Below are 24,055 nucleotides of genomic sequence, written 5' to 3'. Positions count from 1 at the left end.
TTAAAATGCCTTATGGCGGATTATGGGCAGAGTCATGCAGCGGGCCCCGCCGCGACCGCGGCAAAGTTCGTTGCCCTGGAAAGTAATGGCGAGTTTTTCATCCGGCCCGGGACGGAAGGGTTTGTCGCGCCATTCCTCGGTGAACTCCCTCTGGTTAAGGATGCGGTAACCATGTTTTTTCATCATTTTGAACGTTTCGGTATTTCGCTCGTATCCGACAATAACCCCGGGTGCAAGTGCAAAGACATTGGCGCCGTCGGTCCATTGCTCGCGGTATTGATTGGTCAGGTTTTCTCCACCGCATTTTATAAAGGTCACCGGGTGCCCGAAAAGTTCTTCAAGCGTTTTTTGCAGGGTCTCCCTTCGTTCTACTACAATACGGTCGCCGACGCGGCTGAAAACCGATATGTTGTTGCGCCGCTCGGTTATTGCCGGGGGGAAGACAATGCATTCATCCTGACGTGCGAAGGTGAAAATGGTGTCCAGGTGCATGGATGAGCGCTGCTTCGGCATATCCACCGCCACTACATGCCGGACACTGTCCCGGAGCAGTTTTTCCGTGATGCTCAGCAGGCCGCTGAACGTAGTACGTTCGCTTATGCCCACCAGTACCACCTCTTCAGAAGCAACAAGGATGTCCCCGCCTTCCACACTGTCCTGCTTCCCGATGTGTATGATGTTTTTCTTCAGCGAGTCAAAAAGGGGATGGAACCGGGCGATGGTTTCCATCAGCAGGAATTCCCGGACCCGCGCCGGTTTGGCGGCACGTGAAAGAATAATACGGTCATTGACGACGGAAGCCAGATCCCTGGTAAACAGCATGTTTGGTGCCGGATCGAGCGTGAGCTTCGGCAGGCTGGCGGTCATGCCGGTGACAATCAGCTCCAGCAGGCCGGCAGCGTCAAGGTCAAGCAGCTCAGAGCGCAGCGGATGGATGTTCGAACCGGGGAGGGAGCGGATAAGCTCATCAATGAAGAATATCCGCGCACGTTCAATTGCGAGTGTTTCAATTGCGAGGTCACAGATCTCAAATACATTTTTTCTGTCGGGAACGGCGGCTCTGAAAATCTCGATCATTTCGAGATGCTCCTGCCGGGCATCCGCCTCGAATATGATGTCATCGAAAAGAAGTTGTTCTCGCAACTCCGGATTTACAAGCGAGACCTCTTTCCCGGGAGTATGAACAATCACTGCGCTGAGCGGCCCTGTTTCGGAATAGACATGCAGCTTCATGAAAATATGTAATTGTGGGGGACGATGCGGTTTTAGGTATGGATGTAACTGTATTGCGTTTTTCCGGTTCCGGCGGTTTGAACCAGACCCCTGCTGCACATTATCAATGCTCATAAAGTGAATGACACAGCAGAAGTCAAAGGTAAAGGGTGTATGATAAAGCTCAAAATCAATTTAAACGATTCTGATTGCAGATATGTTACCTCGATACGAACCATAAATCAGTCCCAGTGGCGCGAAAGTGATTACCGCAAAGACATCAACCAGGGAAATTACCAGGAACGAGCTGAGAGCTATTGTTGCTCTCATGGATGATCCCGATACGTTTGTACAGTCCAGGGTCAATGAGCAGCTGTCACTGCTCGGAGAACAGGATGTGCCGTTGCTCGATGAGATCAGAGAAGAAATCAGCGACACTTCCCTCAGGAACCGGCTTTCCGGGTTGATCCACAAGCTCACATTCCCGTCGTTTGAGCAGGAGTTTGCCGAACTGATGGATCTCGGACTCGATTCTCCGGGGTCCCTGGAACGCATCCAGCTGATGCTTTGCCGTCTGGACAATCCCACGCTGCGGACCGATCTGTACAAACGCCAGCTGGACAGGATGGCTGCCCGCCTTGAGCCTTCGCTCGGTGCCGGTCTTACCTCCGGCGAGAAGCTCGAGACGTTTATCTCCTTTTTCTTCAAAAACGAATACTTCAAGGGCGATACCGAAGATTACACGAGTCCGGACAACTCTTACCTTCACAAAGTGCTTCAGCGGAGGAAGGGTATCCCGCTGTCGCTTAGTATGGTGATGCTGTTTGTAGCCTCCCGGCTTGATATGCCGCTGTACGGCGTCAACATGCCGATTCATTTTCTCATTAAATATGAAACCGAAAGCACTTCCACATTTATAGATCCTTATAATGGCGGCCGGATTGTCAGTCTGGATCAGTGCTCCTATTTTTTGAGGAAAAGCGGGATTGTTCCGAAGTCAGTCCATTTTGAGAGGGCACTGGAAACCGATATGCTGGCCAGAACCATACGAAATCTGAAAATCAGCTACGAAAAGCGAGGCTGCACACAAAGGGTGAGAGAGCTTGAGCGTCTGCTTGAATACGTTGTTGCCTGCTGAGACGGCCGGGTCCTGAGGTTCGGTGCAGACTTGCGGTCAGGGCCGGATGTACGGATTGAAGGTCCTGGCAAGTGACATGAACTTCTCAGACTGTTCCCTGTTTCCGCTTTTTCTGTGGATCTCCGCAGCCGACAGCAGGATCTCAGGATGAGTAGGAAGTTCCTCCATCAGGTTTTCCAGCAGTTTTGCAGCCTTTCCGTAATCTTTTTCACCGATTGCAATTTTCAGCTGGTAGATGGCCAGATCAGAGGGCATCTCATGATCACCGATTTTGTCCAGATAGAGCTTGCATCGTGAATAGATCGTCCGGTCAAAGTAGAACACGATCAGGTCATGATAAAGCTGCATATCCGGCGGATAAGAATTCAGCTGCTGTTCAAGCCGGCGCAGGATTTCACGCTGGTTTGCCGCCATCATCACCCTGATCATCGCTTTCAGTTCGCCGGACGGGAAATCCGAATTGTAAACTCTTGTTTTCTGTTCGCTGGTGAACAGTTTCCAGAAGTAGTCGAGAAGATGCTTTTCGGGATAGAAGGGGTTGATCAGTTCACCGATGATAATGAACTGGCGGATGGAGTCGTCAACGGTATTTTCTGCGGGGAACTGCGGCTCCAGGCTCCATTCGCTTTGAAACAATGCGGCGTTCTTCCAGTAAGCCTTGCCGCGCATATTCAGCCCGAGATCACTGGTTGTCTGCCCGTACAAGTGAGTAACCGTTTCACGATTGTCAATGACAATGCGGTATCCCTTTTTTTGCAGCCGGAAACAGAAATCCGCATCATCAAAGTAAGCCAGCCCGTAATCTTTGCTCATTGTGAGTCCGGGTTCATTACGGAAGGCCATCATGTATCCGTCGACAAGATCCACTTCTGTAAACGGACTGTCAGAATCGGTTTCAGGATTTTGCCGGGTGTCATCACCGATACCGTTCAGGTGCTGAAGGGGACTCCATGTGCGATCGGCTTTTGGTGCTACCAGTCCGATGTCCTGATTTTCATCAAGCACCCGTGCCAGCCTCGCAGGTACAGGTCCGCGCAGAATAACATCATTGTGCATGACCACAACAATTCCATCCCCGGCTTTTGCAAGTCCCTGGTTGACAGCTGCGGCAAATCCGAGATTTCGTTCGTTGCTCAGAACGGTGACGGGACGATTTTCACGGATAAGTGAGTCCAGGTACTCGTCGGTATCGTCAACGGATCCGTTATCGATGACAATAATCTTTGTCTGCCCGGAGGCGGTGTACCGGAATACGGAGGTCAGACAGTCTTCAAGCACCTGCCGCCTGATGGTTGAGGTGGGGATAATGATGGTTAAAGGTAGCTGATTGCTGATTTCCTTGCGATAGTTCACCCTGACAGAGGTGCCGGCAGCAGTGTGGTGTTGTCCGGTTGTTTCATCTTCCCGCGCATCACCTTGTCGTCTGAAGGCAGTGTCTTCCTGGGTGGAGTCGGTCAGCTCAGCTGATTCCGTTGAATCTGAAATATCGTCCGCTGATTCAGGAGCCTCCGGAATCTTTTCAGTTTCTTCTGCAGGATCGGCTTGTACTGATGTTTTTTCAGTTTCGCTTGCCGGTTCAGCAGATTCCGGAGTCTGTCCGGTTTCTTCAGAATAATCCTGACCGGATTCTGCCGGTTCCTTCTGCGAGGAATCCTGTAGTTCCGGAATGGCTTCCTGCTCATCGGGGACCTCTTCCGATGAATCACGGGACTGGATTGAGTGTTTCTCCTCAGCGGCTTCAACATAACGCCGCATTTTTTCAAGGATAGAGATCTTGAATGAACGCGACCTTTTGTGACCGGGATCGCTGGCCAGAATGCGGTTTAGCAGATCGAGGGCCGACACACTGTCACCGGTTTTGAACAGGGATTGAGCCTGGCTGTATAAAATTTCAGAGCTTTCTGCGTCCTGCTCACTATCCGTATGGCCGAAACTCCGAAGCATCCGGAAGGCTTTTTCCTGACTGGAAAACGACAGTTCCGGATCGCGCAGCAGCGAATAAACGCATTCTTTCCGGGTGCGGTCATCCATGGCAAGATGGTCGCTGCTTCCGTCGGCAAATGGTTTAACGGAAATAATGTCATGCCTTGAATGCAGCCGCATTGCCCATTCCGAAGCATGCCTTGAGGACCAGTGCGGGTCGGCAAACTGCTGAGCGGGCGGGATTTTTTCGATATCAAAAAGGTAGTTCCGGTCGAAGGGAATACGATCATTCTTGAGCATTTGAAGCCAGTCAATGGCAGACCCGGGCAAGGGTTCTTCTGTGGCCACTGCAAGGGGACTCTCTGAGGATCTGAGTTCCCCGGCTGCTGCTGCAAGCAGCTCCTGATCCACGGTGTGCAGACTTTCAGGGATCCAGATAATCCGTCCGCGAATGTGCTCAAGTGCCATATTCAGGCAGTTGCCGCGGCCACGCGGAGAGTCCAGTTCAAAAAAATAGGTCTGTTCGTTCTGATAAGACTCCATGAGTGACCGCAGTTTTTCCGTACTGCCGTCAGTGGAGGCATCATCAATAATAATAAACTCGCAAGGGACTTCCTTAATGGAAAAAAGAGCTTTGACAGTAGGCGTGATCGACTCCTTGCGGTTCCGAAAAACGCAGATGACAGATATTTGTGGTTCAGGTGTATACACGAGAATAGTTTGGCCCGGTTGATGGTCACGATCCCCAATACAATAAAAGTATTATTACCCGTGATACGTAATTATCAAGAATAAATCAACTGCCAGAGTCTGTTTTGTCATTGCCGCCAGCGTCTTTTCCGGACGGATCATGTTCTATCACCGTATCAAAACCGCGTTTGCTCAGATCCCAGTAGAGGAATCCGATGGCGCCCAATCCAAATATAGCACAGATCAGGAAGTATCCGTAGTTTCCGAACAGGAAGTGTCCGAACCCGAACAGAACCATGTAGACCAGAACGACACCGGCAACCCAGTTGCCCAGAAGCGGCCAGAGCGACCCGTCAGAAGAAATGTCCGGATTTTCAGCTTCAAGCGGCTTCCATCCCGGTCCGCCCGGCCGGACACGACGGTAAAAATGAGTGAGCTTTTTGTGTTCGGTAGGCTTTGTCAGATACGTGACCAGAAGCCAGACAACGGTGGTAATTGCCACTACGTAGTAAAGATTCAGCGGGAACGGATCGGTCAGGCCGGGTACGGGCACACCGAAAAGAACCAGTATCACCAGGAAAATGGGTGTAAGCGATGCGGCCAGCTCGCTCCATGCGTTGATCCGCCACCAGTACCACCGCAGAATTAGCACCAGTCCAAGTCCGCCGGATGCTGTCAGCACCAGCCCCCATGCCTGTTTGATGGTGTCGAGCTGTGTGGTGACGATAAAAGCGGTAACGGCAAGCAGGAAAGTCACGATACGGGATACAGCGACATAATATTTTTCAGTGCCGTCCGACTTGATAAACCGCCGCCAGAAGTCATTTACCAGGTAGGATGTCCCCCAGTTCAGATGAGCAGCAAAGGTACTGGTGAAGGCAGCCAGGAAAGCTGCAAACAGCAGCCCGAGCAGGCCGGGCGGCAGTACATCCCGCATCACCAGCACGAAGCCTTCCCGTGAATCGGAGAGGTCCGGATAGAGCACCAGTGATACAAGGGCGACTATAATCCAGGGCCACGGCCGGAGGCAGTAGTGAGCGATGTTGAACCAAAGTGTGGCAAAGAGCGAGTGTTTTTCATCTTTTGCACTCATGATGCGCTGGGCGATGTAGCCGCCGCCGCCGGGCTCAGATCCGGGGTACCAGCTGGACCACCACTGGACACCGAAGTAGGCGGCAAAGGCGCCGACGCTGAGTGTCAGTACGGCGACCCCCTCGGCAGTCTGGCCGACGGTGGGAAGGAAGCTGAAGGTTTCATCCGGAAGCTGCTCCTGCAGGCCGGAAATACCGCCGATTTCCGGAATGTTGACGGCATAAAAGGCGAGGACAATGGTCCCGCCGAGTGCGATGACAAACTGGAAGATATCCGTCACGGCAACTCCCCAAAGCCCGGAGATGAGCGAGTAAACGGCAACGAAAATGATCAGGCAGCCGACCAGTGCCAGCGGGGCGCTCACGGTGACACCCAGAAACGAGAAGTATTCATGTCCGAAGAAGGTCATGCCCGGAAACAGGACATTGAATATGGATTCCATAGCGAGGCTGACCCATCCCAGAATGATGACGTTCATCAGAAGGCCGAAGTATATAGCCTTGAGTCCGCGCAGCCATGCTGCCTCAGGCCCGCTGTAGCGAAGTTCAATAAACTCGACATCGGTCAGGACGCCGCTTCGTCTCCACAGTCGGGCAAAAAAGAAAACGGTCAGCATGCCACCCATCAGGAAGTTCCACCAAAGCCAGTTTCCGGCAATTCCGTTTTCGGCCACCATCTCCGTGACAGCCAGCGGCGTGTCGGCGGCGAACGTGGTAGCAACCATGCTTGTTCCGATAATCCACCAGGGCATGTTGCGTCCGGAAAGGAAGAATTCAGTGGTATTCCGACCGGCACGGGAATAGAAATAAAGTGCTATGCCAAGTGAAAGTACGAAATAGGATGCCACCAGCATCCAGTCCAGTGTTGTCAAGGTCGAAACCATGCCCTGTGCGTCCACGTCACTATACCTCACATTTTTATTAATAGTTATCAGATAACCGCAAAGCGATCGCAATACTTTTGATCAGCGGCCTGATGTGGTTCCATGTACGTCCCTGTAATGGAACATGCTGTTTCTATAAATGCAGAGTTGAATATGGCAGAAACGGGAACCAATTTCAATGTAAAAAATTGCGGGATGGCGGATATGGGATACCGGATGCCGGTTCCGGCGGCTGAAACCGGTTAGGCGTTACGGTAAGCGGGAGAATAATTCCAATTTTTCGTATATTGCCCAGTTGTCAAAAATTGATTATTACATATGCCTGAAGTCCAGACCAAAGTGAAAGAAAACGGAATTGCCGGGGAAGTCGCGTCGCGCAGAACGTTTGCCATCATTTCCCATCCCGATGCGGGTAAGACCACATTGACAGAAAAGCTGCTTCTCTATGGCGGCGCCATCCATGAGGCCGGATCCATCAAGCAGCGAAAAGCCGCCAGGCACGCTGCCTCCGACTGGATGGCCATCGAACAGGAGCGTGGCATCTCCGTAACCTCCTCGGTGCTGAGGTTTGAAAAAGACGGTATCAGGTATAACCTGCTGGACACCCCCGGTCACAAAGACTTTTCCGAAGATACATTCCGAACACTTATTGCTGCGGATTGTGCGCTTATGGTGATAGATGTTGCCAAGGGTGTCGAAGAGCAGACTGAAAAGCTGTTTGAAGTATGCCGGCTGAGAAAAATTCCGGTGATCACGTTTGTCAACAAGTGCGACCGTCCGGGTATGGAGCCGCTGGAGGTGCTGAGCAATATTGAAGAAAAGCTGGGGGTGACTGCCATACCCGCAAGCTGGCCGATTGGCTACGGCGCCGATTTCCAGGGCGTCTATGATCTCATCGGCAAAGAACTGAACCTTTACAAAAAGAACAAGCATGGCGCACTGAAAGCCGATGCTGAGCTTCTGCCTCTGGAACAGGGACTGGAAGAAAGCACCCTGGGCCAGGCAGCGAGAGAAGCGTACTTCGAAGAGCTTGAGCTCATCGGCGATGAGTTTGATGCCATGGATCGCGGCCAGTTTCAGAACGGCGAGGCCTCTCCGGTTTTCTTCGGTTCGGCGCTCAACAATTTCGGACTGGATCTGTTTTTGAATTATTTCCGGGAGCTTGCCCCTGCGCCCAAACCCTACGAAAACGACAAAGGTGAGCTGCACAATCTGGAAAAGGATTTCTCCGGTTTCGTTTTCAAGCTCCAGGCAAACATGAATCCGGAGCACCGCGATTGTACCGCATTTGTCCGGGTTACTTCGGGCATGTTTAAACGCGGAATGGAGGTGAAGCTGGCAGATAACGGCCGGAAGCTGAGGATGGCCACTCCGCACAGCCTTATGGGAGAGGAGCGTAAGCTGCTGGACACGGCCTATCCCGGTGATATTGTGGCACTCTTCAATCCGGGTGATTTCCGGATCGGCAGTACCTTGTATTATGGTGAGCCGGTAAATTTTGACGTGATTCCGCTTTTTTCTCCGGAACATTTCCGCAAGGCTACCTCCAAAGACCCGTTCAAAAGAAAACAGTTGCGGGAAGGACTCAAACAGCTCTCAGAAGAAGGTGTGGTCAATGTTTTTGAAGTGCCCGGCGGCGTTGGCAATGAGTTGCTGCTCGGTACAGTCGGTGCGCTGCAGTTTGAGGTTGTCGAACATCGCATGAAAACAGAGTACAAGGCAGAAATAAACCTGACGCCTACGACATATATTGCCGCACGCTGGCTGCCGGATGATGAGAAGGTGATAGCCAAACTTAAAGCCGCTTATTCAACCAATGTGACATTTGACATTGAAGGGCATCCGATTGTGCTTTTTGAAAGCATGTATGCGCTCAATACGGCCGTTGAGGCTGTCGGGGAGGAAAACCTGCTCAGGTTCAAAAAATAGCCTTCCGGTTTGTACCATTTTTTGCCATGGATGTAAGGGCTGCGGGGTTTGTTTGTCTGACAGTCACGAACAGGTAGAACACCGTGTTCTGATCAACAGACAACCCTAAACAAACCCAATAAGTGCAATGTGGCAAAGACAGTTTTTTTTCTGGATGGAGGAGTTGCAGATTACTGCAGGGGAGCGGCGGGTGATCCTTTTACTCATATCAGCCAATCTGATAATAAGCGGGTTTACATATGTCATGCCATCCCGGACTGTCTATGATATGAGTTATTATGAACCCGTAATTGCTGAGTTCAAGCGCCTGTCAGGGATAGAAGAGCGGGAGCGGCAACTTGTCCTGGCGCAATATTTTCCACTTCGCAACAGGCAAGTGTTTGAAAAAGCTGTGCAGCAGTCGGGAGCGGTCGTTCCGTCCGAACCTGTTGTTACAATAAACCCGGAATTTCAGCGTCTTCAGAATGAAGAACTTGCGTCAGCGAATTTCTCTCACCGCAATGCAACTTCAGATGATGGAATAAAGGAGGAGTTGGATTCGGAGGGTTCCGCCGGTTATGACCGTGATGATGCCGGTGATCAGACGGAACCGGTGAATATTCAAAGTGCTGAAGCAGATGAGTTGACGCGCCTTCCGGGAATCGGTCCGGTCACTGCGGAGCGTATAGTTTCATATCGCAATAAAAACGGACACTTTTCCGGGCCGGATGATTTATTGAACGTCTCGGGCATTGGCCCCGTTACATTAGAAAATATTCGGGAGTACATAGTTTTTGATATAAAGGAAAAACCAGATTAAACCACAGCAAACGGACAGTTAATGAGTATTTCGATTCTTTGGGTTGATGATGAGATTGACCAGCTCAAACCGCACATGATATTTCTTGAGAACAAGGGCTTCAATGTGACACCCGTCACAAACGGCGAAGACGCTCTTGCACTGATTGAAAAGCAGGATTATGATATCATCTTTCTGGATGAGCAGATGCCGGGAATGGACGGGCTGGCCACATTGAATGAGATCAAAACGCTGAAATCGGGAATACCCGTTGTCATGATCACCAAGAGCGAAGAAGAGGAGATCATGGAAGATGCCATCGGGGGGAAGATTTCCGATTATCTCATAAAGCCTGTCAATCCCAATCAGATTCTGCTGACTGTCAAGCGGATTCTGGACCGCCGACGCATCAGGGATGAGAAGTCCGCCCAGACCTATTTGCGCAGTTTCAATGAAATCACGATGATGATAAACGAGCAGCCGGACTGGGACGAGTGGATCACAATCTACAAGCGGCTGACGAACTGGCATATGGAGCTTCAGGGTTCGGAAGAAGGGTTGCAGCAGGTCCTGCAGGATCAGTTCGAAACCGCCAATCTGGAGTTCGGAAAGTTTATCGAAAACGAATACTATGACTGGCTGAGGGCCAGCAGGGAGGACAGACCGATGCTGTCTCCGGACCTGGTCAGCGAGGTGGTGATGCCGAAAATGGATGAAGGAAAAAGTACCTTTTTGTTTTTGATCGACTGCATGCGATATGATCAGTGGCTGGTTTTTGAGAAGATGCTGCGTCCTTATTATCAGATAACCACCGACTTTTACTACTCCATTTTGCCTACGGCAACACCGTATTCGAGAAATGCCATTTTTGCAGGCTTGTATCCCTCTCAGATTGAGAAGCACTATCCGAAGCTGTGGACACACGGAGATGAAAATGAGACGTCACTGAATCAGCATGAGGAAGAGTTGCTTGCGGCACAGTTTGAAAGAAAGAAAACGGGTATCAGGCCCAAATACGAAAAAATACTCCAGACTGCCGAAGGAAAGAAGATCTCGGACAAGATTTTGAATTACACGCAGTCTCAGTTCAGTGCGTTTGTGATCAACTTTGTGGACACGCTTGTCCATTCCAGGTCTGACTCTCAGGTGCTCAAGGAGATTGCGCCGGATGTTACGGCTTTCCGGGAGCTGACCCAGACCTGGTTTGCCCATTCATCGCTGTTCCAGATGCTCAAGAAGTTATCGGAGCAGGATGTCAACATCATCATTACCACAGATCATGGATCCATTCGTGCCATGCGGGATACCAAAGTGCTTGGTGATCGCGACACATCCACCAGTCTCAGGTACAAGTTCGGCAGACACCTTAAATGTGATGATGATGCGGCCATCCATATCACCCGGCCGGGAGACTATTTCCTGCCCAGGGCAAACATGAATACCAATTACATCATTGCCAAAGAAGATTACTATTTTGTGTATCCGACCAACTACAACAAATTTCAAAACAAGTACCGGGATACATTTCAGCATGGAGGAGCCTCCATGGAAGAGATGATCCTGCCATTGGTTCATCTGACCCCGAAATCATAATAATCCAGTTTATCACAGCACTGCTGTCTTGCAGTGATTACTCTTATTCAGGATGACGTCACCCAGCAACAAGAGAATTACCGGAGCCAGTAATTCGGCTAATCCCGAACCTGAAAACCCACAGTTCCATACACGTTCTGTATCAGAAGAGCAGACCATTGAGGCAGGCAAATTATTCGCCGCACAGCTGCAGAGAGGAGACATCGTTCTGCTTTCAGGTGATCTCGGTGCCGGGAAAACACACTTCGCTAAAGGCATAGCTGAGTTTTTTGATATTCCGCACGCCGAGGTGCAGTCTCCTACGTTTACTCTGATCCACGAATATCAGGGGCGGATCCCGGTCTATCATCTCGACTGCTATCGACTGAATCATCCTGATGAAGCTCTCGAATTCGGACTTGATGAATATTTGTACGGTAACGGGATTACTCTTATAGAGTGGCCGGAAAAGATCGCCGGCTTGCTGCCGGACGGCCTCTGGCAGGTCAGCATAACCCACGTCAGTGAACAAATCAGAGAAATTTCAATTCATCGTCAGGACTGAATTTTGTATTTTTGCATTTTTCAGATAAAGCATGGAAACTAAACGGCTGCCATATCGCATCGACCGGTTGCCGGTCATTCTGCCCTTTCACAGAAGGGCAATGAATGACCTGAACACCGGAGATCTTGTCTATTACGGACCATGTCCCGAATTTTACGGGATCGGGGAGATTCTGAAAGTGGTAGACCGTTTCTGTATTGTCGATTTTCGCGGTACGGGGGAGTACGGCATCCATAAAGATGCTTTTGAAACAAAATACCTGATTCCGATTCATAAGCTGAATCTGTCCCACCTTTTGAAAAACGTTTAGCTAAGAAGTTCTGACTTTCCGGAACACAGGGAGGTCCGGTTCCTGAAAAAGGCATACCTGCAGAATGTACATATAGCATATACATGATCAGGTTCATGAACAGCTTGATCGGAGGCTAATCGGAGCCAGATCGCAGTTGTGTTATTCTGCCGTTTGCTGACGTCCGAAATACCAAAGTGCCGCTGCGCTAATCAAACCGGGGTAAAAGGGCTCCAGTCCAAGAAAGGCATAACTGTACAGGTCGTCAGCAGTGAGTGTGCCAAGCATCATCCAGGCCGAAGAAACCAGCACCGGAATAATCAGTGAAAGAGTCGCCTTGTCCCTTTGCAGTCTGAAAACAGGAAGATAAATACCCAGAACCGGAAACAGCAATCCCGGTATCAGAACAGAACCGATTACATACCATAACGTTACCACACTCGGGTAGATGACAATCAGAATGATGCCAAGTATGGCAGACAGAAGCATACCGCATCGGGTAAGCAAAATACTTTTCTCCGGTTTCCAGAGTTTCGCGGCCAGGTCCCTTCCTATTGTCTGACCGGAAATAAGAAGAAAGCTGTCAAGGGTCGACATAATTGTGGCCAGAAGCGTCAGGAAGAAGATTCCGGACAACCCGGCGGGCAGCAGATAAGCTCCCAGTTCGGGATATACAAGTACCGGGTTGTCAATTTCACCAAGGATAACAAATCCGTACAGGCCGCCAAGGACAGTCAGAATATCAAACAAAAACCAGAAGCCTACAGAGAGAAAAATTCCTTTCCGGGCAGTAGCCGGGGTTTTTGCAGCTGCGGCGCGCTGATGAAACGAAGGGTCGACAAAGGTCCAGAGAGCTATAAAAAACCAGACCAGCAGGTACTGAATATTATGTCCGCCAAGGGGATCCTGATGTGTTTCCGACAGCTGACTCCAGATATCCCGGGGCGGGCCTGCACTTTGGATGGCAAGGGCAATCAGAACGATGAATCCGATGAACATCAGGGCAAACTGCAGAATATCGGTTCGGATGACGGCCCGGAATCCGGAAATGCTGACATAAAGTACCGAAAACAGGGCTGTCAGGGATGCGAAAATCAGCAGATGAGCATCAGAGCCGGTCACAAAACGGAAAAGCATCCCCAGCATAAGAATATAAGGGGCCGGGCTGACCAGCAGAAAAATCAGAACCGCAGAGACATTGCCGGTTTTGGATTTATAGGTTTTGGCAAGGGCTTCGGGAATGGTGAGTGCTTTGTTTTCGCGTATTTTTCCCGCCAGAAAAACGGCAAACAGAAGTGCAAATACATAATAAGGCAGTCCAAACAATACCCATTGTGAAATCCCGAACTGATAGCTGTATTCGCCGACACCCAGTATTCCCCCATACCAGGTTGAAACAAGCGTTGCTACAAATGCCGGCAGAGAAATGGTGCGGCCTGAAAGCAGAAAACTTTGTTCTGTTTCGGTTGAACCCCGCCTGAAAAATCCAAGAGCCAGCAGGCCGGTGAAGTACGCGGCGATAATAATGAAGTCGATGCCGTGCACGGGATCAGGAATCTTTTTTAGTCTTTACCAGATGTTCGCCGGTGGCAGTCATAAACAGCAGCGCGCCTGTCTGATAGGTTATGGTAACACTTCCGTCAATCACGACATTTGATGAACCGTCCCGGTACCCGTTCCGGAGTGTTTCATTATTCAGAGGATAACGCAGTCCGGAAGTTTTGATTCCCTTTACTTTTCCTGACATCGGGAAAAGTGAAACAAGGTTTCCGGGCGGCAGTTCTATTGAAAAACTTTTGGGCACAATGCGCATGTACAGCTGGTCATCCCAGAAAGCCAGGTGTTCGAACCGGGGTGAAAACTGCTGCAAGACCGACAGGTTCTTCAGAGTCTGGTCGGTTCGCAGACCGGTGGCTCCGATGACATCAACCCGCGTGGCGCCGTGAGTGAGGGCGTAATCCAGAGCCTTTTCAAGATCGTTGGTTTCCTGATCGGGGTTGTGAATAATCTCGCAGGTCAGCTTCCCGGTTTCCGGAAAGCTGTCCAGGTCACCGACTATTGCGTCGGGCCGGTATCCGTAGGCAAGCGCGGTATGGCCCCCGCCATCGGCGCCGATCATGGAATCACAATACTGATGAAGCATGGTAAAAAGTCCGCGTGATGGTCTTTCACCATTGGCCACTACAAGAAATTGCATAAAGCCGGTAAAACGATTTTTATAAATTTTGAATTATTTCGGGAAAGCGTGATTATATGAAGATGCAGTAATCAGAACAAAATAAACAACATGTATAAAACATTTGCCCAAACTCTGGCATCCCTCAAAAAGCCCGGCCTGATAACGCACATCAGTCCGGACGGTGATGCGATTGGTTCCCAGCTGGCTCTTTATTTCTGGTTCAGGAAACAGGGGATTGAGGCCCGGATGTTCAATGATGACCCTGTGCCGGACAATCTGACGTGGCTGACACATCAGGAAAAAATCACGGTCCCGGAAAAAGAAAAACTTGACGAATGCGATGCCTTCGTATTTATTGACGGCAATCACCCGTCGAGATTCGGGAACATGTCAGACTATTTTGAGAAAACCGATAAGCCAATTTACCTGATAGACCACCATCTGGATCCTCCGGAGAACTTTTTTGCCGGTCACTGCTGGAATCCGGAAGCCAGTTCCACCGCCTATCTTGTATTCAAGCTGTTTACTGCCGTTGACCGCAGTTTAATCAACAAGGAAGTTGCCGAGGCGCTCTACACCGGAATCGTGACCGATACCGGGTCATTCCGGTTTGATTCTGTAACAGCCGAGACCCATTCTGCCATAAGTGAAATTATCTCACTCGGCAAGATTAAGCCGAGTGATGTATATGAACAGATCTACGATAGTAAATCCCTTTCACAGTATCATTTGCTGGGACTTACGCTGAACAATATATCACTGTACTGCAACGACAGGCTGGCCGTAACTTATGTCACAGAAAAGATGCTCCGGGATACCGGATGCAGTCAGGATGATATTGAGGGGTTTGTCAATTACGCCCTTAGCATAAATGGGGTATGGGTATCCTTATTGCTGTATGAGAGAGAGGATCGGTATAAAATCAGCTTTCGCGGAAAATCCAGAATAGATCTGAACAAGGTGGCGCGTGATTTTCAGGGCGGGGGTCATTTTAATGCTGCCGGGGGATGGCATGGCGGACCATTGGACAAGTCCATTGATGATCTGATAGATTATTTTTCTCCGCTGATCCGTGACAAGGAAAACCCTGAAAACTGAGACAGTGCGGTAAAACTGAGACAGTGCGGTAAAACTGAGACAGTGCGGTAAAACTGAGACAGTGCGGTTATTTCCGGGACCTTGCCAGATAGTCGGCCACTTTTTCATGATGCTGGTTTGTGCCCCAGAAACGGGCAAATTGATCCAGCTCTCTTTTCAGGGACTCATCCCGCGGTGCATCAAGGGCGTATTTACTACCCTTTTTGAGCTCCTCGATCAGATCGGGTTCAACACGTGACAACTCCAGCGCCCACTCCCAGGTATTTCGCCGCAGCTCAGATGTGATGGACAGTTTATTTATCAATCCGGTTTGAAGTGCATCATCAGAACTGATAGTCTGATTGCTTCCCAGCCATTCAAGAGCCCTGGATCGTCCTACCCGCTCCACCAGCCGGGTGACACCGCCCCATCCCGGAGGTATGCCCAGACGGGACTGCGTAAAGGCAAAAGTCGCGGTTTTGCTGGCAATGGCAAAATCAAAAGCGAGCAGCAGTTCACATCCGCCCCCGTAAACTTCTCCATTCACACAGGCCAGAGTCCAGAACCGGTTGTTTTCCAGCCTTTCCAGTATGGAAGCCATGCGGCTTGCCATCTCACGTCCCTCTTCTTCTGTTTTCAGGGATGAAAACGCCTTGATATTGCCACCAGAAACAAAATAATCCTGCCCGGCACCGCTGAAAACAAGAACGCGGATATGGTTGTTCTTTTCCATTTCATCGAGGAGCTTCTCAAGCATGTCCATAACCTCGAAATCAATGGAGTTGTTGGAGTCGGGGCGGTTGATCTCAGCCCAGTATATATGTTTTTTTTTCTTTACTTCTACGACAGCCACGGGCGGTAGTTGTTAGCGGTTATGATTGACGTTTCGATCCGGGCCGGACCTCCTCGCTGATCCAGTCCAGATATCCCTGATAGCCTGAAGCAATGGGCATACCAATAATGCACGGGCATTCATAACTGTGAAGATCCAGTACTCTTTGTTCAAGTTTCGGGAATGCTTCTGCAGTTGTTTTTGCGATCAGTACAACCTCGTCTTCACTCTGCACCCCGCCATCCCACCAGAACAGGGCGCTCATGGTATCAATAATGTTGGTGCATGCGACAAGCCGTTCGCTGATCAGTGCGTCACTTATGGTCTCTGCTTCCTTTCTGTCTGATGCTGTGATGTAGACAAAGAGATAATTCATGTGTTTTTCCTTGGTGAAAGATTCCGCAGGTTTTATGAACAGGCAAAACAGAAAGAAGAAAATGCTGATGAAAAAATAATGATTCAGCCAGTAACACAAAACACGACAAATCACAAAATCTGCAACCCTCCCCATTCGTTGATAAATGGCGTTCTTTTAAGTATATTAACAGGCTAATTTCGATACAGGTACTGGCAGAACAGGCCGTCAGTAATCAGCAGGCAGGACGGGCCGGAAAAGTGATGCGAGAGTGGTGAAATTGGTAGACACGCTAGATTTAGGATCTAGTGCCGAAAGGCGTGGGGGTTCGAGTCCCCCCTCTCGTACTTGGCGGAACCCTTCCGGGTGCGGAAACTGTTAACTGGCAGATACATAACGACATTCTTTTTTAATACGTGAACCCTAATTTCTTATATAAGTGAATATATCCGTAGAAGACAAAAGCAAGGTTGATAAAGTTATTACGATCACAGCCACCGAGGAAGATCTGAAACCGAGATTTGAAAAGGCGTTTCGGGAGTACCGGAAGAAGATCAATATGCCCGGTTTTCGCCCCGGTCAGGTACCCGTTTCAATTGTTAAAAAAAGGTTCGGCAAAGAGATTGAATCCGAAGAAATCAACAATTATGTCCAGGAAGTATTCCGTGATGAAATTGTACCCAAATATGAGCCGGTTGGTGAGCCGCGCTTTGAGGATATGAGCTGGGAGAACGGGCAGCTGGAAGTAAAGATCGGGATTGGTGTCAAACCTGATTTTGAAATGACCGATCTGTCAAGCCTTGAAATCGACAAGATGGTACACGACGTGACGGATGAAGAGGTTGATGAGGAGCTAAACAGTTCACTTGAGCGCGCTGCAACGTGGAAGGAGTCGGATCAGCCGGTTGAGGAAACAAGCAAGGTCACCGTGGATGCTGTTCCCCTTGATGAAAAAGGCGAGCCGAAGGCCGATGAGCAGGATACCGACAAAGAACTGGATCTCAACGATGACGAAAACGCCGATTTTCGCAAGGGTCTGAAAGGTGCAAAAGCAGGCGATGAGGTAAAGGTCACCCTGGGTGAAGGAGACGATGCGGAAACTTTCCAGCTTACCGTCAAAAAGGTATATGAGAAAGTCATTCCTGAGCTTAACGAAGAATTTGTGAAGGGGGCAACCCAGGGGCAGTTGTCGAGTGTTGATGACTACCGGAGCAAACTCCGCAGTCAAATCCAGGATTACTATGATCAGGTATCAGCTGATATGGTGAAGCAGGAAATCATGGATAAGCTGATCGAAGCTCACTCGGATATGGAGGTGCCGACGGCACTGGTGGAAAAAGTCCAGGACTCGTTACTGGAACGAATGAAACAGCAGCAACAGGGTCAGCCGCTGCCGGACGGCTTTGATGAGCAGGAGTACAAGGAGTCTGTCAGGGAAGATGCCGAGCGTGAAGCCCGCTGGGCGTTTATTCTGGATGAACTCGGCAAAAAGCACGAAGACCTTGAGATTACCGAGGAGGATATCGACGCCCGCCTGGCATCCGAGGCTGCCAGATACGGCCTTCCGACGGAAATGGTCAAAAACTTCTATGCCCAGTCCGGTGACCAGCTGGAAAACCTCAGGCAGAATATCCGGACCGACAAGCTTTTTGACAGAATAATTGATGAAATATCCCTGAACGAACTCGACAAAGAGGCGTATCAGGAAAAAAAGAAAAAAGAACGTAACGAAGAGAACGACTCATGAACCCATTCAACCAACCGCTGTTCGACGACAACAGCTTTGACGGATCCCAAACACAGAACAGCCTGATTCCCATGGTCATTGAGACCACAAGCCGCGGGGAACGCGCTTTTGATATTTACTCCAGGCTGCTCAAGGACCGGATCATCATACTGGGAACACCCATTAATGATGCGGTTGCCAGCACTATCGTTGCACAAATGCTGTTTCTTGAGTCTGATGACCCTGAAAAGGATATTAATCTGTATATCAACAGTCCGGGCGGCGTTGTCTCTTCCGGTCTGGCAATTTATGATACCATGCAGCATGTACGCTGTGACGTATCCACCATTTGCATGGGAATGGCGGCATCCATGGGAGCCGTACTGCTGGCTGCCGGAACAAAAGGAAAGCGGAACCTGCTTCCTCATTCCCGGGTCATGATCCATCAGCCGCTGGGAGGTACTCAGGGTCAGGCAAGCGACATAGAAATCGAAGCCCGGGAGATCATCCGGATCAAACAGACCCTTAGTGATATACTTGCAAGTCACACCGGGAAAAAAGCCGATGATATCATTCGCGACTCGGACCGCAACAAGTGGATGGATGCCAAAGAATCGCTGGATTACGGACTGGTAGATAAAGTTCTCGAGCGCCCGTCAACGCAAAAGTAACCGGGAGCACATGGTTCCGGCAGATGGATGATTTCCGGAACATATTGATCTGTTGTACTGCTATTATTACATGTTGAACGTTAAAACAAGCATTGCGAAATGAGTGACAAGAATAAAAAAATTCGTTGTTCTTTCTGTGGCAGATCAAGCCACGAGGTCAACAGCATGGTTGCCGGACCCAGTGTTTATATCTGTGACCAGTGCATCGCCGATGCCTCCGGCATTGTGGAAAGTGACCTTTCGGACAGCAAAGAGCAAAAAAAGGAAACCGATTTTCGCAATGACCTGAAACCCATCGAGATCAAAGCCTATCTGGATGACTATGTGATTGACCAGGAGGATGCAAAAAAAACACTTTCTGTCGCTGTCTACAATCACTACAAGCGTATAAGCTCCCAGGTGCTGGATGATGACGACGACTCTGTGATAGAAAAGAGCAACATCGTGCTTCTGGGTCCGACGGGTTCGGGTAAAACACTTCTGGCCCGGACACTGGCGGGTATTATTGACGTGCCTTTCTGCATTGCTGATGCCACAGCGCTTACGGAAGCCGGTTATGTCGGTGAAGATGTTGAAAGCATTCTGTCCAATTTGCTTCAGGCGGCAGATTATGATGTAGAACGAGCACAAAAAGGCATTGTCTATATTGATGAGGTTGACAAGGTGGCCCGCAAGGGAGACAATCCGTCAATTACCCGGGATGTTTCCGGAGAGGGTGTGCAGCAGGCCCTTCTGAAGCTGCTCGAAGGCACCACAGCCAATGTGCCGCCCAAAGGAGGCAGAAAACACCCGGAGCAAAGTTTCATCACCGTAGACACCCGCAATGTTCTTTTCATCTGCGGTGGTGCATTCGAAGGGCTTAACGAGATCATATCGAGAAGACTCTCATCATCCAACATGGGATTCACTGCAGATCATCAGGACAAATTTGACAAAGACGATCCTGAAATCTTTACCCATGTTGAACCGGAGGATCTTCAGAAATACGGACTCATCCCTGAACTTATCGGAAGAATGCCGATTATTTCCGGCCTGAGCGAGTTGTCGGAAGAGGCGATGATCAATATCCTGCTCAAGCCAAAAAATGCCATAGTAAAGCAATACAAAAAGCTCTTCCGGATGGAAGGAGTCGATCTGGAGTTTGAGGAGGAGGCGCTTCAGGAGGTTGTGCGTCAGGCAATGAAGCGGAAAACGGGTGCGCGGGGGCTCCGGTCGATCATGGAGCGGGCCATGCTGGACATCATGTTCACACTCCCGACCATGAAAAATGTGGAGCGATGCATCATTACAAAAGACACGATTGCATCTCACGCACCTCCGGTATATAAAAAACACAAGGCCTCCGCTTAAAGCCGGACAAATGACCTGATCCTGCTTAAGGTGTGAAAATAGTTTTTCAGGCCCGCTCGTTATCGTTTTACGGCATACAGACGGCGATACACCGGAAACAAGCCGGGGTGCCGTTCACAGAAGTTTGGCTGTTATTTAAAACATTTACGAACACCTGAAAACCATGTTTTTCAAAAGCACATCAAACAGGATCAAGGGGGTACTTGTCTTCTTCCTTGTGATCACAGCAATCGGTTCGTTTGTATACACTCAGTATCTCATCGAAAAGATCCGTGATAAAGAGCGCTCCGGAGTGGAGCTTTGGGCAAGGGCGATGGAGTATCACAGCAAACCACACTATGAAGATACCCGCAATGACCTCAAATCTATAATGATGGAGCTCTCGGCCATGGATGGTATTGATACCATGACTCGAAGCCGCTGGATCCGGACACTTGAACGCGCTGAATCAGACCTGTCCAACTCCTCACTGGACTTTGTTGCATCGGAGCTGATTATCAAAAACCGTTTTGAAATTCCGTCAGTCGTGGTCGATGAAGATCAGGAAATTCTGCATTCCCGGAACACCGGCAACCGTGAGCTTGAGGAGGGTATTATCGCTGAATTTGCTTCCCTGAATGACCCGATACGCATTGAGCTTGGGTCAGGAGACATGAAACAGGAGCAGTTTATCTATTATGGCGACAGCGCGATCATCCGGACGCTGCACTATTTTCCGTATGTGCAGTTCGGTCTGCTTGCTCTGTTTCTGGGCATGGGATACATGAGTCTGAGCAGTATCAAGAGAACAGAACAGTCCAACTTGTGGGTAGGAATGGCCCGCGAGGCAGCCCATCAGCTGGGCACGCCGCTGTCCAGTCTGTACGGCTGGATTGAGCTGCTCAAGCAGCAAAACAATGACCAGGAAACGCTGAACATCGCCCATGAAATTTCCAATGACCTGCATCGCATGCAGACGGTTGCCGAGCGGTTCAACAAAATTGGTTCTGAGCCTGAGCTGAAACCGGCAAAAGCCGGCCCGATAATCAGGCAAGTTATGGACTATCTTGAGCGAAGAATGCCCCAGATCGGTAAACATGTCACACTTTCGATGGAACTGAATTCCGAGAGAAGGATACCGGTCAACAAGGAATTATTCGCCTGGGCGATTGAAAACCTTTTGAAAAATGCACTGGATGCCATTGATTCCAGAAATGGAAACAACGACGACAGTGTGCACATAGAAGCCCGTGAATATAACAACAGCTACATTATTGATGTTACGGATACGGGCAAGGGAATTGAGAAAAAGCTGAGAAGTGAGATTTTTAATCCGGGTTACAGTACGAAGAAGCGTGGCTGGGGACTTGGGCTCAGTCTGACACGCCGGATTATTGAGGACTATCACAAGGGCAGAATCTATGTTTACAAGTCGGTGCCCGGGGAAGGCACGACGTTCCGGCTGGTACTTCCTCTGGGAGAAAATGGAAAGCTGGCTGCCGGGCGGAGAAAGAAAGCGGCATAGATCAGATGGGATTATTCGCCGCTGTAACCGCGTCTTGAAGCGTATTCGGTCAGTTCCGCTTTGAGCAGATTTCTTCCTCTGTGCAATCTTGAACGAATGGTGCCGATGGGCACATCAAGCATGTTTGCTATTTCTTCATAGGTAAATCCTTCAATGTCGCAGAGCAGAACAACGGTGCGAAAATCCTCCGGCAGGCGATTCAGGGCGGAAGTGACATCATCATCCATCATGTCACCGTACATCTGACTTTCAAGGTCGGTGGTGTTGGACTGTTCGCTTCGTATACTTTCGTAAAACGGCTCAATTTCGTCGTAATCAACTTTGCCCGGCTGTTTGGAAGCTTTTCTGTAATTATTGATGTAGGAATTTTTCAGTATCCGGAACAGCCAGCCCTTGGCATTGGTGCCTTTTTCATAACTGTTGAAAAAACGATAGGCCTTGACAATGGTATCCTGCACCAAATCTTCGGCGTCGTCATTGTTGGCCGTCAATTTCAGGGCAAAATTGTAAATAGCATCAAGGTGCGGAAGAATTTCATCATTAAAGTCCTGCTGTTTCTGAAACTCCTCCCTTGTCAAATGCGCCATCGGGTATTAAACAATTGATTAGTTTGTTGGCTGAAAATGCTTTGTTGAAGAAAAACACTGCAATGATTAACACAATTCCGGTAAAAGCCAAAATGGTTGCAAAGTACTGATACTCATACAACCTTATCGCTTAAGTTAATAAATCATGCTGAATAAATTAAATTAATTATCATCAGCCTGATGAATTCTTGCTGTCAATTGGGTTGAGTCATGGTAGCCCAGTGCCTGAAAAGCAGCGTCAGAAAGCAGCAGCCGGTTTTCAGGTGTCCGGTCGTTGATGTGGACAAACACACCGCGGCCGGTTTCAGGGTTTTTCACGAAGACGACGGAACCAAGGGAAAGGCTGGGATGTGCGGCTGTCAGTGCGCTGGGGTTATAAAGATCTCCGCTGGTAGTTGTCTGTCCGCGTCTCTCTTCCGGATATCGTGTGACTCTCATTTCTGCAGATTCCTCACCGGAAATATCTTTACGGTACGGGTTTTTCTGCCGGGAAGTTGCTGAAAGAAGGAGCGTTATGTCGTCACCGGTGCGGATATCAGAAGGGGAAAGCCCGGGATTGAGAGCCCTGAACTCACTCTGGTCCATGTTATGATATTGAAGCAACTGGTCAAGGGTATCCTCTTCGGAGAAGGTATAAGTGACAAACTTGCCCTGGGGAGTGCTTTCCATATCCCATTCAGCCGTAACAGAAGGCGGTGGTGCAGGTCCGCGGCGAATACGCAACTCCTGGCCCACATGAAGGGTCGTATCATCCAGGTTGTTCATCTCCCTGAGTTCATCAACCGACAGGTTGTGGCGTGTTGCAATGGCATACATAGTGTCACCCGGACGCACTTCATAATATGCCGGGGTCTCTTCAGCTTCTTCATCATCTTCTGTTTCCGCAGCGCCTTCATCATCTGATGCAAGTGCTTCGTCATCCGGTGTTTCATCGGGCTCATCCATGCGTTCGTCAGCGCGTATAACAAGCTCCTGTCCGATGGAGATTGTGTTGGAGTCCAGATTATTCCATTTTTTCAGATCATCCACCGAAACATCATACATCCGGGAAATCCGGAAAAGCGTTTCCCCGGCTCTGACCGTGTGACTGGAAACTTCTTCGTCATCTTCGCTGGCCGCACGATCTTCAGCCGGCGTGTCTGCCGGATCCTCGTCGTCAACAGTGCTGACAACAAGGCGTTGTCCGACCCGGATAACGTTGTCGGATAGATCATTCCACTCCCTGAGCTGCTGTACAGAGACATCGTACTGGCGGGATATGCTGAAGAGTGTTTCACCGGCCCGAACGGTATGGTGCGTGCTTTGTGCAAAAGTATATCCCGCTGCCAGTACCAGTATTAAAAAGAAGATCAGTCTTAAACGCATGGTTTTGATTACTCTTCGGTTTCAATTTCCTGAAGTGCCTGTTCCAGTTCACTTGCCGCATGGTGGTTTTGAGCATTGCGGGCCACTGAAATGCCGTTGGTAAATGTTTTAATCGCTTTTTCAGGGTTCCCGGTGTTCTGATACAATTTGCCCAGGTGGTAATAAACACCGACATATCCCGGGTCGTTGAGTTGGATGAACTCAAAATGCTCCCTCGCCTTGTTTACATCTCCGGCTTTGAGCTGTTCAAGCGCCAGGGCAAACCTGGAAAAACTGTCCTGCGGATTTTCCTTCAGAAAACCCACCAGCTTTTGCATTCTGGATTGATTCATTTCGCA

The 24,055-nt window shown here is 49.6% G+C and carries 21 protein-coding genes and 1 tRNA gene; 12 read left to right on the top strand and 10 right to left on the bottom strand.

The annotated features are described in order from the left end of the window. On the bottom strand, positions 1 to 1,233 hold the full coding sequence (locus NATSA_RS09260; protein WP_210511943.1) for an arginine deiminase: 1,233 nt from the start codon (positions 1,231 to 1,233) through the stop codon (positions 1 to 3). A gap of 241 nt (positions 1,234 to 1,474) precedes the next feature. On the opposite strand from NATSA_RS09260, the gene NATSA_RS15475 reads away from it, so the two are divergent. Beyond that, complete coding sequence (locus NATSA_RS15475) at positions 1,475 to 2,350, top strand: transglutaminase family protein (protein WP_210511941.1); 876 nt, start codon at positions 1,475 to 1,477, stop codon at positions 2,348 to 2,350. A 36-nt stretch (positions 2,351 to 2,386) separates the two neighbouring features. On the opposite strand, the gene NATSA_RS09250 is transcribed toward NATSA_RS15475, so the two are convergent. Then, complete coding sequence (locus NATSA_RS09250) at positions 2,387 to 4,984, bottom strand: glycosyltransferase (protein WP_210511939.1); 2,598 nt, start codon at positions 4,982 to 4,984, stop codon at positions 2,387 to 2,389. 85 nt (positions 4,985 to 5,069) lie between these two features. Further along, positions 5,070 to 6,938: a sodium:solute symporter family protein gene (locus NATSA_RS09245; RefSeq protein WP_419539866.1), complete on the bottom strand. Its 1,869-nt coding sequence runs from the start codon at positions 6,936 to 6,938 to the stop codon at positions 5,070 to 5,072. Between the two features lie 318 nt (positions 6,939 to 7,256). Between NATSA_RS09245 and NATSA_RS09240 the strand changes: the two genes are divergently transcribed. From NATSA_RS09240 to NATSA_RS09220, 5 genes are all read left to right on the top strand, one after another. After that, a complete protein-coding gene (locus NATSA_RS09240; RefSeq protein ID WP_210511936.1) occupies positions 7,257 to 8,867 on the top strand; it encodes a peptide chain release factor 3 in 1,611 nt (536 codons plus the stop codon). A gap of 127 nt (positions 8,868 to 8,994) precedes the next feature. After that, entirely contained in the window at positions 8,995 to 9,666 is a 672-nt protein-coding gene (locus NATSA_RS09235; RefSeq protein WP_210511934.1) for a ComEA family DNA-binding protein, read from the top strand. A gap of 21 nt (positions 9,667 to 9,687) precedes the next feature. Further along, the gene (gene porX, locus NATSA_RS09230) at positions 9,688 to 11,238 is read left to right on the top strand and encodes a T9SS response regulator signal transducer PorX (RefSeq protein ID WP_210511932.1); all 1,551 of its coding nucleotides are present in this window, start codon (positions 9,688 to 9,690) and stop codon (positions 11,236 to 11,238) included. Positions 11,239 to 11,290: 52 nt separating this feature from the next. After that, positions 11,291 to 11,782 carry a tRNA (adenosine(37)-N6)-threonylcarbamoyltransferase complex ATPase subunit type 1 TsaE gene (gene tsaE / locus NATSA_RS09225; RefSeq protein ID WP_210511930.1) on the top strand — a complete coding sequence of 164 codons (492 nt, stop codon included), beginning with the start codon at positions 11,291 to 11,293 and terminating at the stop codon, positions 11,780 to 11,782. A 31-nt stretch (positions 11,783 to 11,813) separates the two neighbouring features. After that, positions 11,814 to 12,092, top strand: coding sequence for a hypothetical protein (locus NATSA_RS09220; protein WP_210511919.1), 279 nt, complete (start codon positions 11,814 to 11,816; stop codon positions 12,090 to 12,092). Positions 12,093 to 12,233: 141 nt separating this feature from the next. On the opposite strand, the gene NATSA_RS09215 is transcribed toward NATSA_RS09220, so the two are convergent. Both NATSA_RS09215 and NATSA_RS09210 read right to left on the bottom strand, forming a co-directional pair. Then, positions 12,234 to 13,616, bottom strand: a complete 1,383-nt coding sequence (locus NATSA_RS09215; RefSeq protein ID WP_210511917.1) for a sodium:solute symporter family protein — start codon at positions 13,614 to 13,616, stop codon at positions 12,234 to 12,236. A 4-nt stretch (positions 13,617 to 13,620) separates the two neighbouring features. Beyond that, positions 13,621 to 14,268 carry a thiamine diphosphokinase gene (locus NATSA_RS09210; protein WP_210511916.1) on the bottom strand — a complete coding sequence of 216 codons (648 nt, stop codon included), beginning with the start codon at positions 14,266 to 14,268 and terminating at the stop codon, positions 13,621 to 13,623. A gap of 90 nt (positions 14,269 to 14,358) precedes the next feature. Here NATSA_RS09210 and NATSA_RS09205 point away from each other — a divergent pair, with 90 nt between their 5' ends. Further along, positions 14,359 to 15,348 (top strand): DHH family phosphoesterase, encoded by a 990-nt coding sequence (locus tag NATSA_RS09205; RefSeq protein ID WP_210511914.1) that lies wholly within the window; start codon positions 14,359 to 14,361, stop codon positions 15,346 to 15,348. Positions 15,349 to 15,415: 67 nt separating this feature from the next. On the opposite strand, the gene NATSA_RS09200 is transcribed toward NATSA_RS09205, so the two are convergent. Next, entirely contained in the window at positions 15,416 to 16,180 is a 765-nt protein-coding gene (locus NATSA_RS09200; protein WP_210511912.1) for an enoyl-CoA hydratase/isomerase family protein, read from the bottom strand. A gap of 19 nt (positions 16,181 to 16,199) precedes the next feature. Next, positions 16,200 to 16,535, bottom strand: coding sequence for a divalent-cation tolerance protein CutA (gene cutA / locus NATSA_RS09195; protein ID WP_210511910.1), 336 nt, complete (start codon positions 16,533 to 16,535; stop codon positions 16,200 to 16,202). Positions 16,536 to 16,779: 244 nt separating this feature from the next. Between cutA and NATSA_RS09190 the strand changes: the two genes are divergently transcribed. From NATSA_RS09190 to NATSA_RS09170, 5 genes are all read left to right on the top strand, one after another. Next, positions 16,780 to 16,861 (top strand) — tRNA-Leu (locus NATSA_RS09190). A gap of 92 nt (positions 16,862 to 16,953) precedes the next feature. Next, positions 16,954 to 18,261 carry a trigger factor gene (gene tig, locus NATSA_RS09185; RefSeq protein WP_210511908.1) on the top strand — a complete coding sequence of 436 codons (1,308 nt, stop codon included), beginning with the start codon at positions 16,954 to 16,956 and terminating at the stop codon, positions 18,259 to 18,261. Continuing rightward, entirely contained in the window at positions 18,258 to 18,911 is a 654-nt protein-coding gene (clpP, locus tag NATSA_RS09180; RefSeq protein WP_210511906.1) for an ATP-dependent Clp endopeptidase proteolytic subunit ClpP, read from the top strand. Before tig ends, clpP begins: the two co-directional genes overlap by 4 nt. Positions 18,912 to 19,010: 99 nt before the next feature. Continuing rightward, on the top strand, positions 19,011 to 20,261 hold the full coding sequence (clpX, locus tag NATSA_RS09175; RefSeq protein WP_210511904.1) for an ATP-dependent Clp protease ATP-binding subunit ClpX: 1,251 nt from the start codon (positions 19,011 to 19,013) through the stop codon (positions 20,259 to 20,261). Between the two features lie 163 nt (positions 20,262 to 20,424). Further along, positions 20,425 to 21,765 (top strand): sensor histidine kinase, encoded by a 1,341-nt coding sequence (locus NATSA_RS09170; protein ID WP_210511903.1) that lies wholly within the window; start codon positions 20,425 to 20,427, stop codon positions 21,763 to 21,765. Positions 21,766 to 21,776: 11 nt separating this feature from the next. On the opposite strand, the gene NATSA_RS09165 is transcribed toward NATSA_RS09170, so the two are convergent. The 3 genes from NATSA_RS09165 to NATSA_RS09155 all read right to left on the bottom strand — a co-directional run bounded on the left by NATSA_RS09165 (position 21,777) and on the right by NATSA_RS09155 (position 24,049). Further along, entirely contained in the window at positions 21,777 to 22,352 is a 576-nt protein-coding gene (locus tag NATSA_RS09165; RefSeq protein ID WP_210511901.1) for a sigma-70 family RNA polymerase sigma factor, read from the bottom strand. Between the two features lie 162 nt (positions 22,353 to 22,514). Further along, positions 22,515 to 23,717 carry a LysM peptidoglycan-binding domain-containing protein gene (locus NATSA_RS09160; protein WP_210511899.1) on the bottom strand — a complete coding sequence of 401 codons (1,203 nt, stop codon included), beginning with the start codon at positions 23,715 to 23,717 and terminating at the stop codon, positions 22,515 to 22,517. 8 nt (positions 23,718 to 23,725) lie between these two features. Then, positions 23,726 to 24,049 (bottom strand): tetratricopeptide repeat protein, encoded by a 324-nt coding sequence (locus NATSA_RS09155; protein WP_210511896.1) that lies wholly within the window; start codon positions 24,047 to 24,049, stop codon positions 23,726 to 23,728. Positions 24,050 to 24,055: the final 6 nt, after the last annotated feature.

The organism is Natronogracilivirga saccharolytica (genome assembly GCF_017921895.1).
In the GTDB taxonomy this organism is placed as follows: Bacteria; Bacteroidota; Rhodothermia; order Balneolales; family Natronogracilivirgulaceae; genus Natronogracilivirga; species Natronogracilivirga saccharolytica.
Note: the sequence above shows the minus strand (reverse complement) of the source record. Positions and strands in the feature narration are given on the sequence as shown.

What these genes read in the sequence shown, in the direction of transcription:
- NATSA_RS09210 (WP_210511916.1), bottom strand. Translation starts at nt 14,268, where the DNA reads ATGCAATTTCTTGTAGTGGCCAATGGTGAAAGACCATCACGCGGACTT.
- NATSA_RS09160 (WP_210511899.1), bottom strand. Translation starts at nt 23,717, where the DNA reads ATGCGTTTAAGACTGATCTTCTTTTTAATACTGGTACTGGCAGCGGGA.
- NATSA_RS09245 (WP_419539866.1), bottom strand. Translation starts at nt 6,938, where the DNA reads ATGGTTTCGACCTTGACAACACTGGACTGGATGCTGGTGGCATCCTAT.
- clpP (WP_210511906.1), top strand. Translation starts at nt 18,258, where the DNA reads ATGAACCCATTCAACCAACCGCTGTTCGACGACAACAGCTTTGACGGA.
- NATSA_RS09165 (WP_210511901.1), bottom strand. Translation starts at nt 22,352, where the DNA reads ATGGCGCATTTGACAAGGGAGGAGTTTCAGAAACAGCAGGACTTTAAT.
- clpX (WP_210511904.1), top strand. Translation starts at nt 19,011, where the DNA reads ATGAGTGACAAGAATAAAAAAATTCGTTGTTCTTTCTGTGGCAGATCA.
- NATSA_RS09235 (WP_210511934.1), top strand. Translation starts at nt 8,995, where the DNA reads ATGTGGCAAAGACAGTTTTTTTTCTGGATGGAGGAGTTGCAGATTACT.
- NATSA_RS09240 (WP_210511936.1), top strand. Translation starts at nt 7,257, where the DNA reads ATGCCTGAAGTCCAGACCAAAGTGAAAGAAAACGGAATTGCCGGGGAA.
- NATSA_RS09155 (WP_210511896.1), bottom strand. Translation starts at nt 24,049, where the DNA reads ATGAATCAATCCAGAATGCAAAAGCTGGTGGGTTTTCTGAAGGAAAAT.
- porX (WP_210511932.1), top strand. Translation starts at nt 9,688, where the DNA reads ATGAGTATTTCGATTCTTTGGGTTGATGATGAGATTGACCAGCTCAAA.
- NATSA_RS09205 (WP_210511914.1), top strand. Translation starts at nt 14,359, where the DNA reads ATGTATAAAACATTTGCCCAAACTCTGGCATCCCTCAAAAAGCCCGGC.
- NATSA_RS09260 (WP_210511943.1), bottom strand. Translation starts at nt 1,233, where the DNA reads ATGAAGCTGCATGTCTATTCCGAAACAGGGCCGCTCAGCGCAGTGATT.
- cutA (WP_210511910.1), bottom strand. Translation starts at nt 16,535, where the DNA reads ATGAATTATCTCTTTGTCTACATCACAGCATCAGACAGAAAGGAAGCA.
- NATSA_RS09170 (WP_210511903.1), top strand. Translation starts at nt 20,425, where the DNA reads ATGTTTTTCAAAAGCACATCAAACAGGATCAAGGGGGTACTTGTCTTC.
- tsaE (WP_210511930.1), top strand. Translation starts at nt 11,291, where the DNA reads ATGACGTCACCCAGCAACAAGAGAATTACCGGAGCCAGTAATTCGGCT.
- NATSA_RS09220 (WP_210511919.1), top strand. Translation starts at nt 11,814, where the DNA reads ATGGAAACTAAACGGCTGCCATATCGCATCGACCGGTTGCCGGTCATT.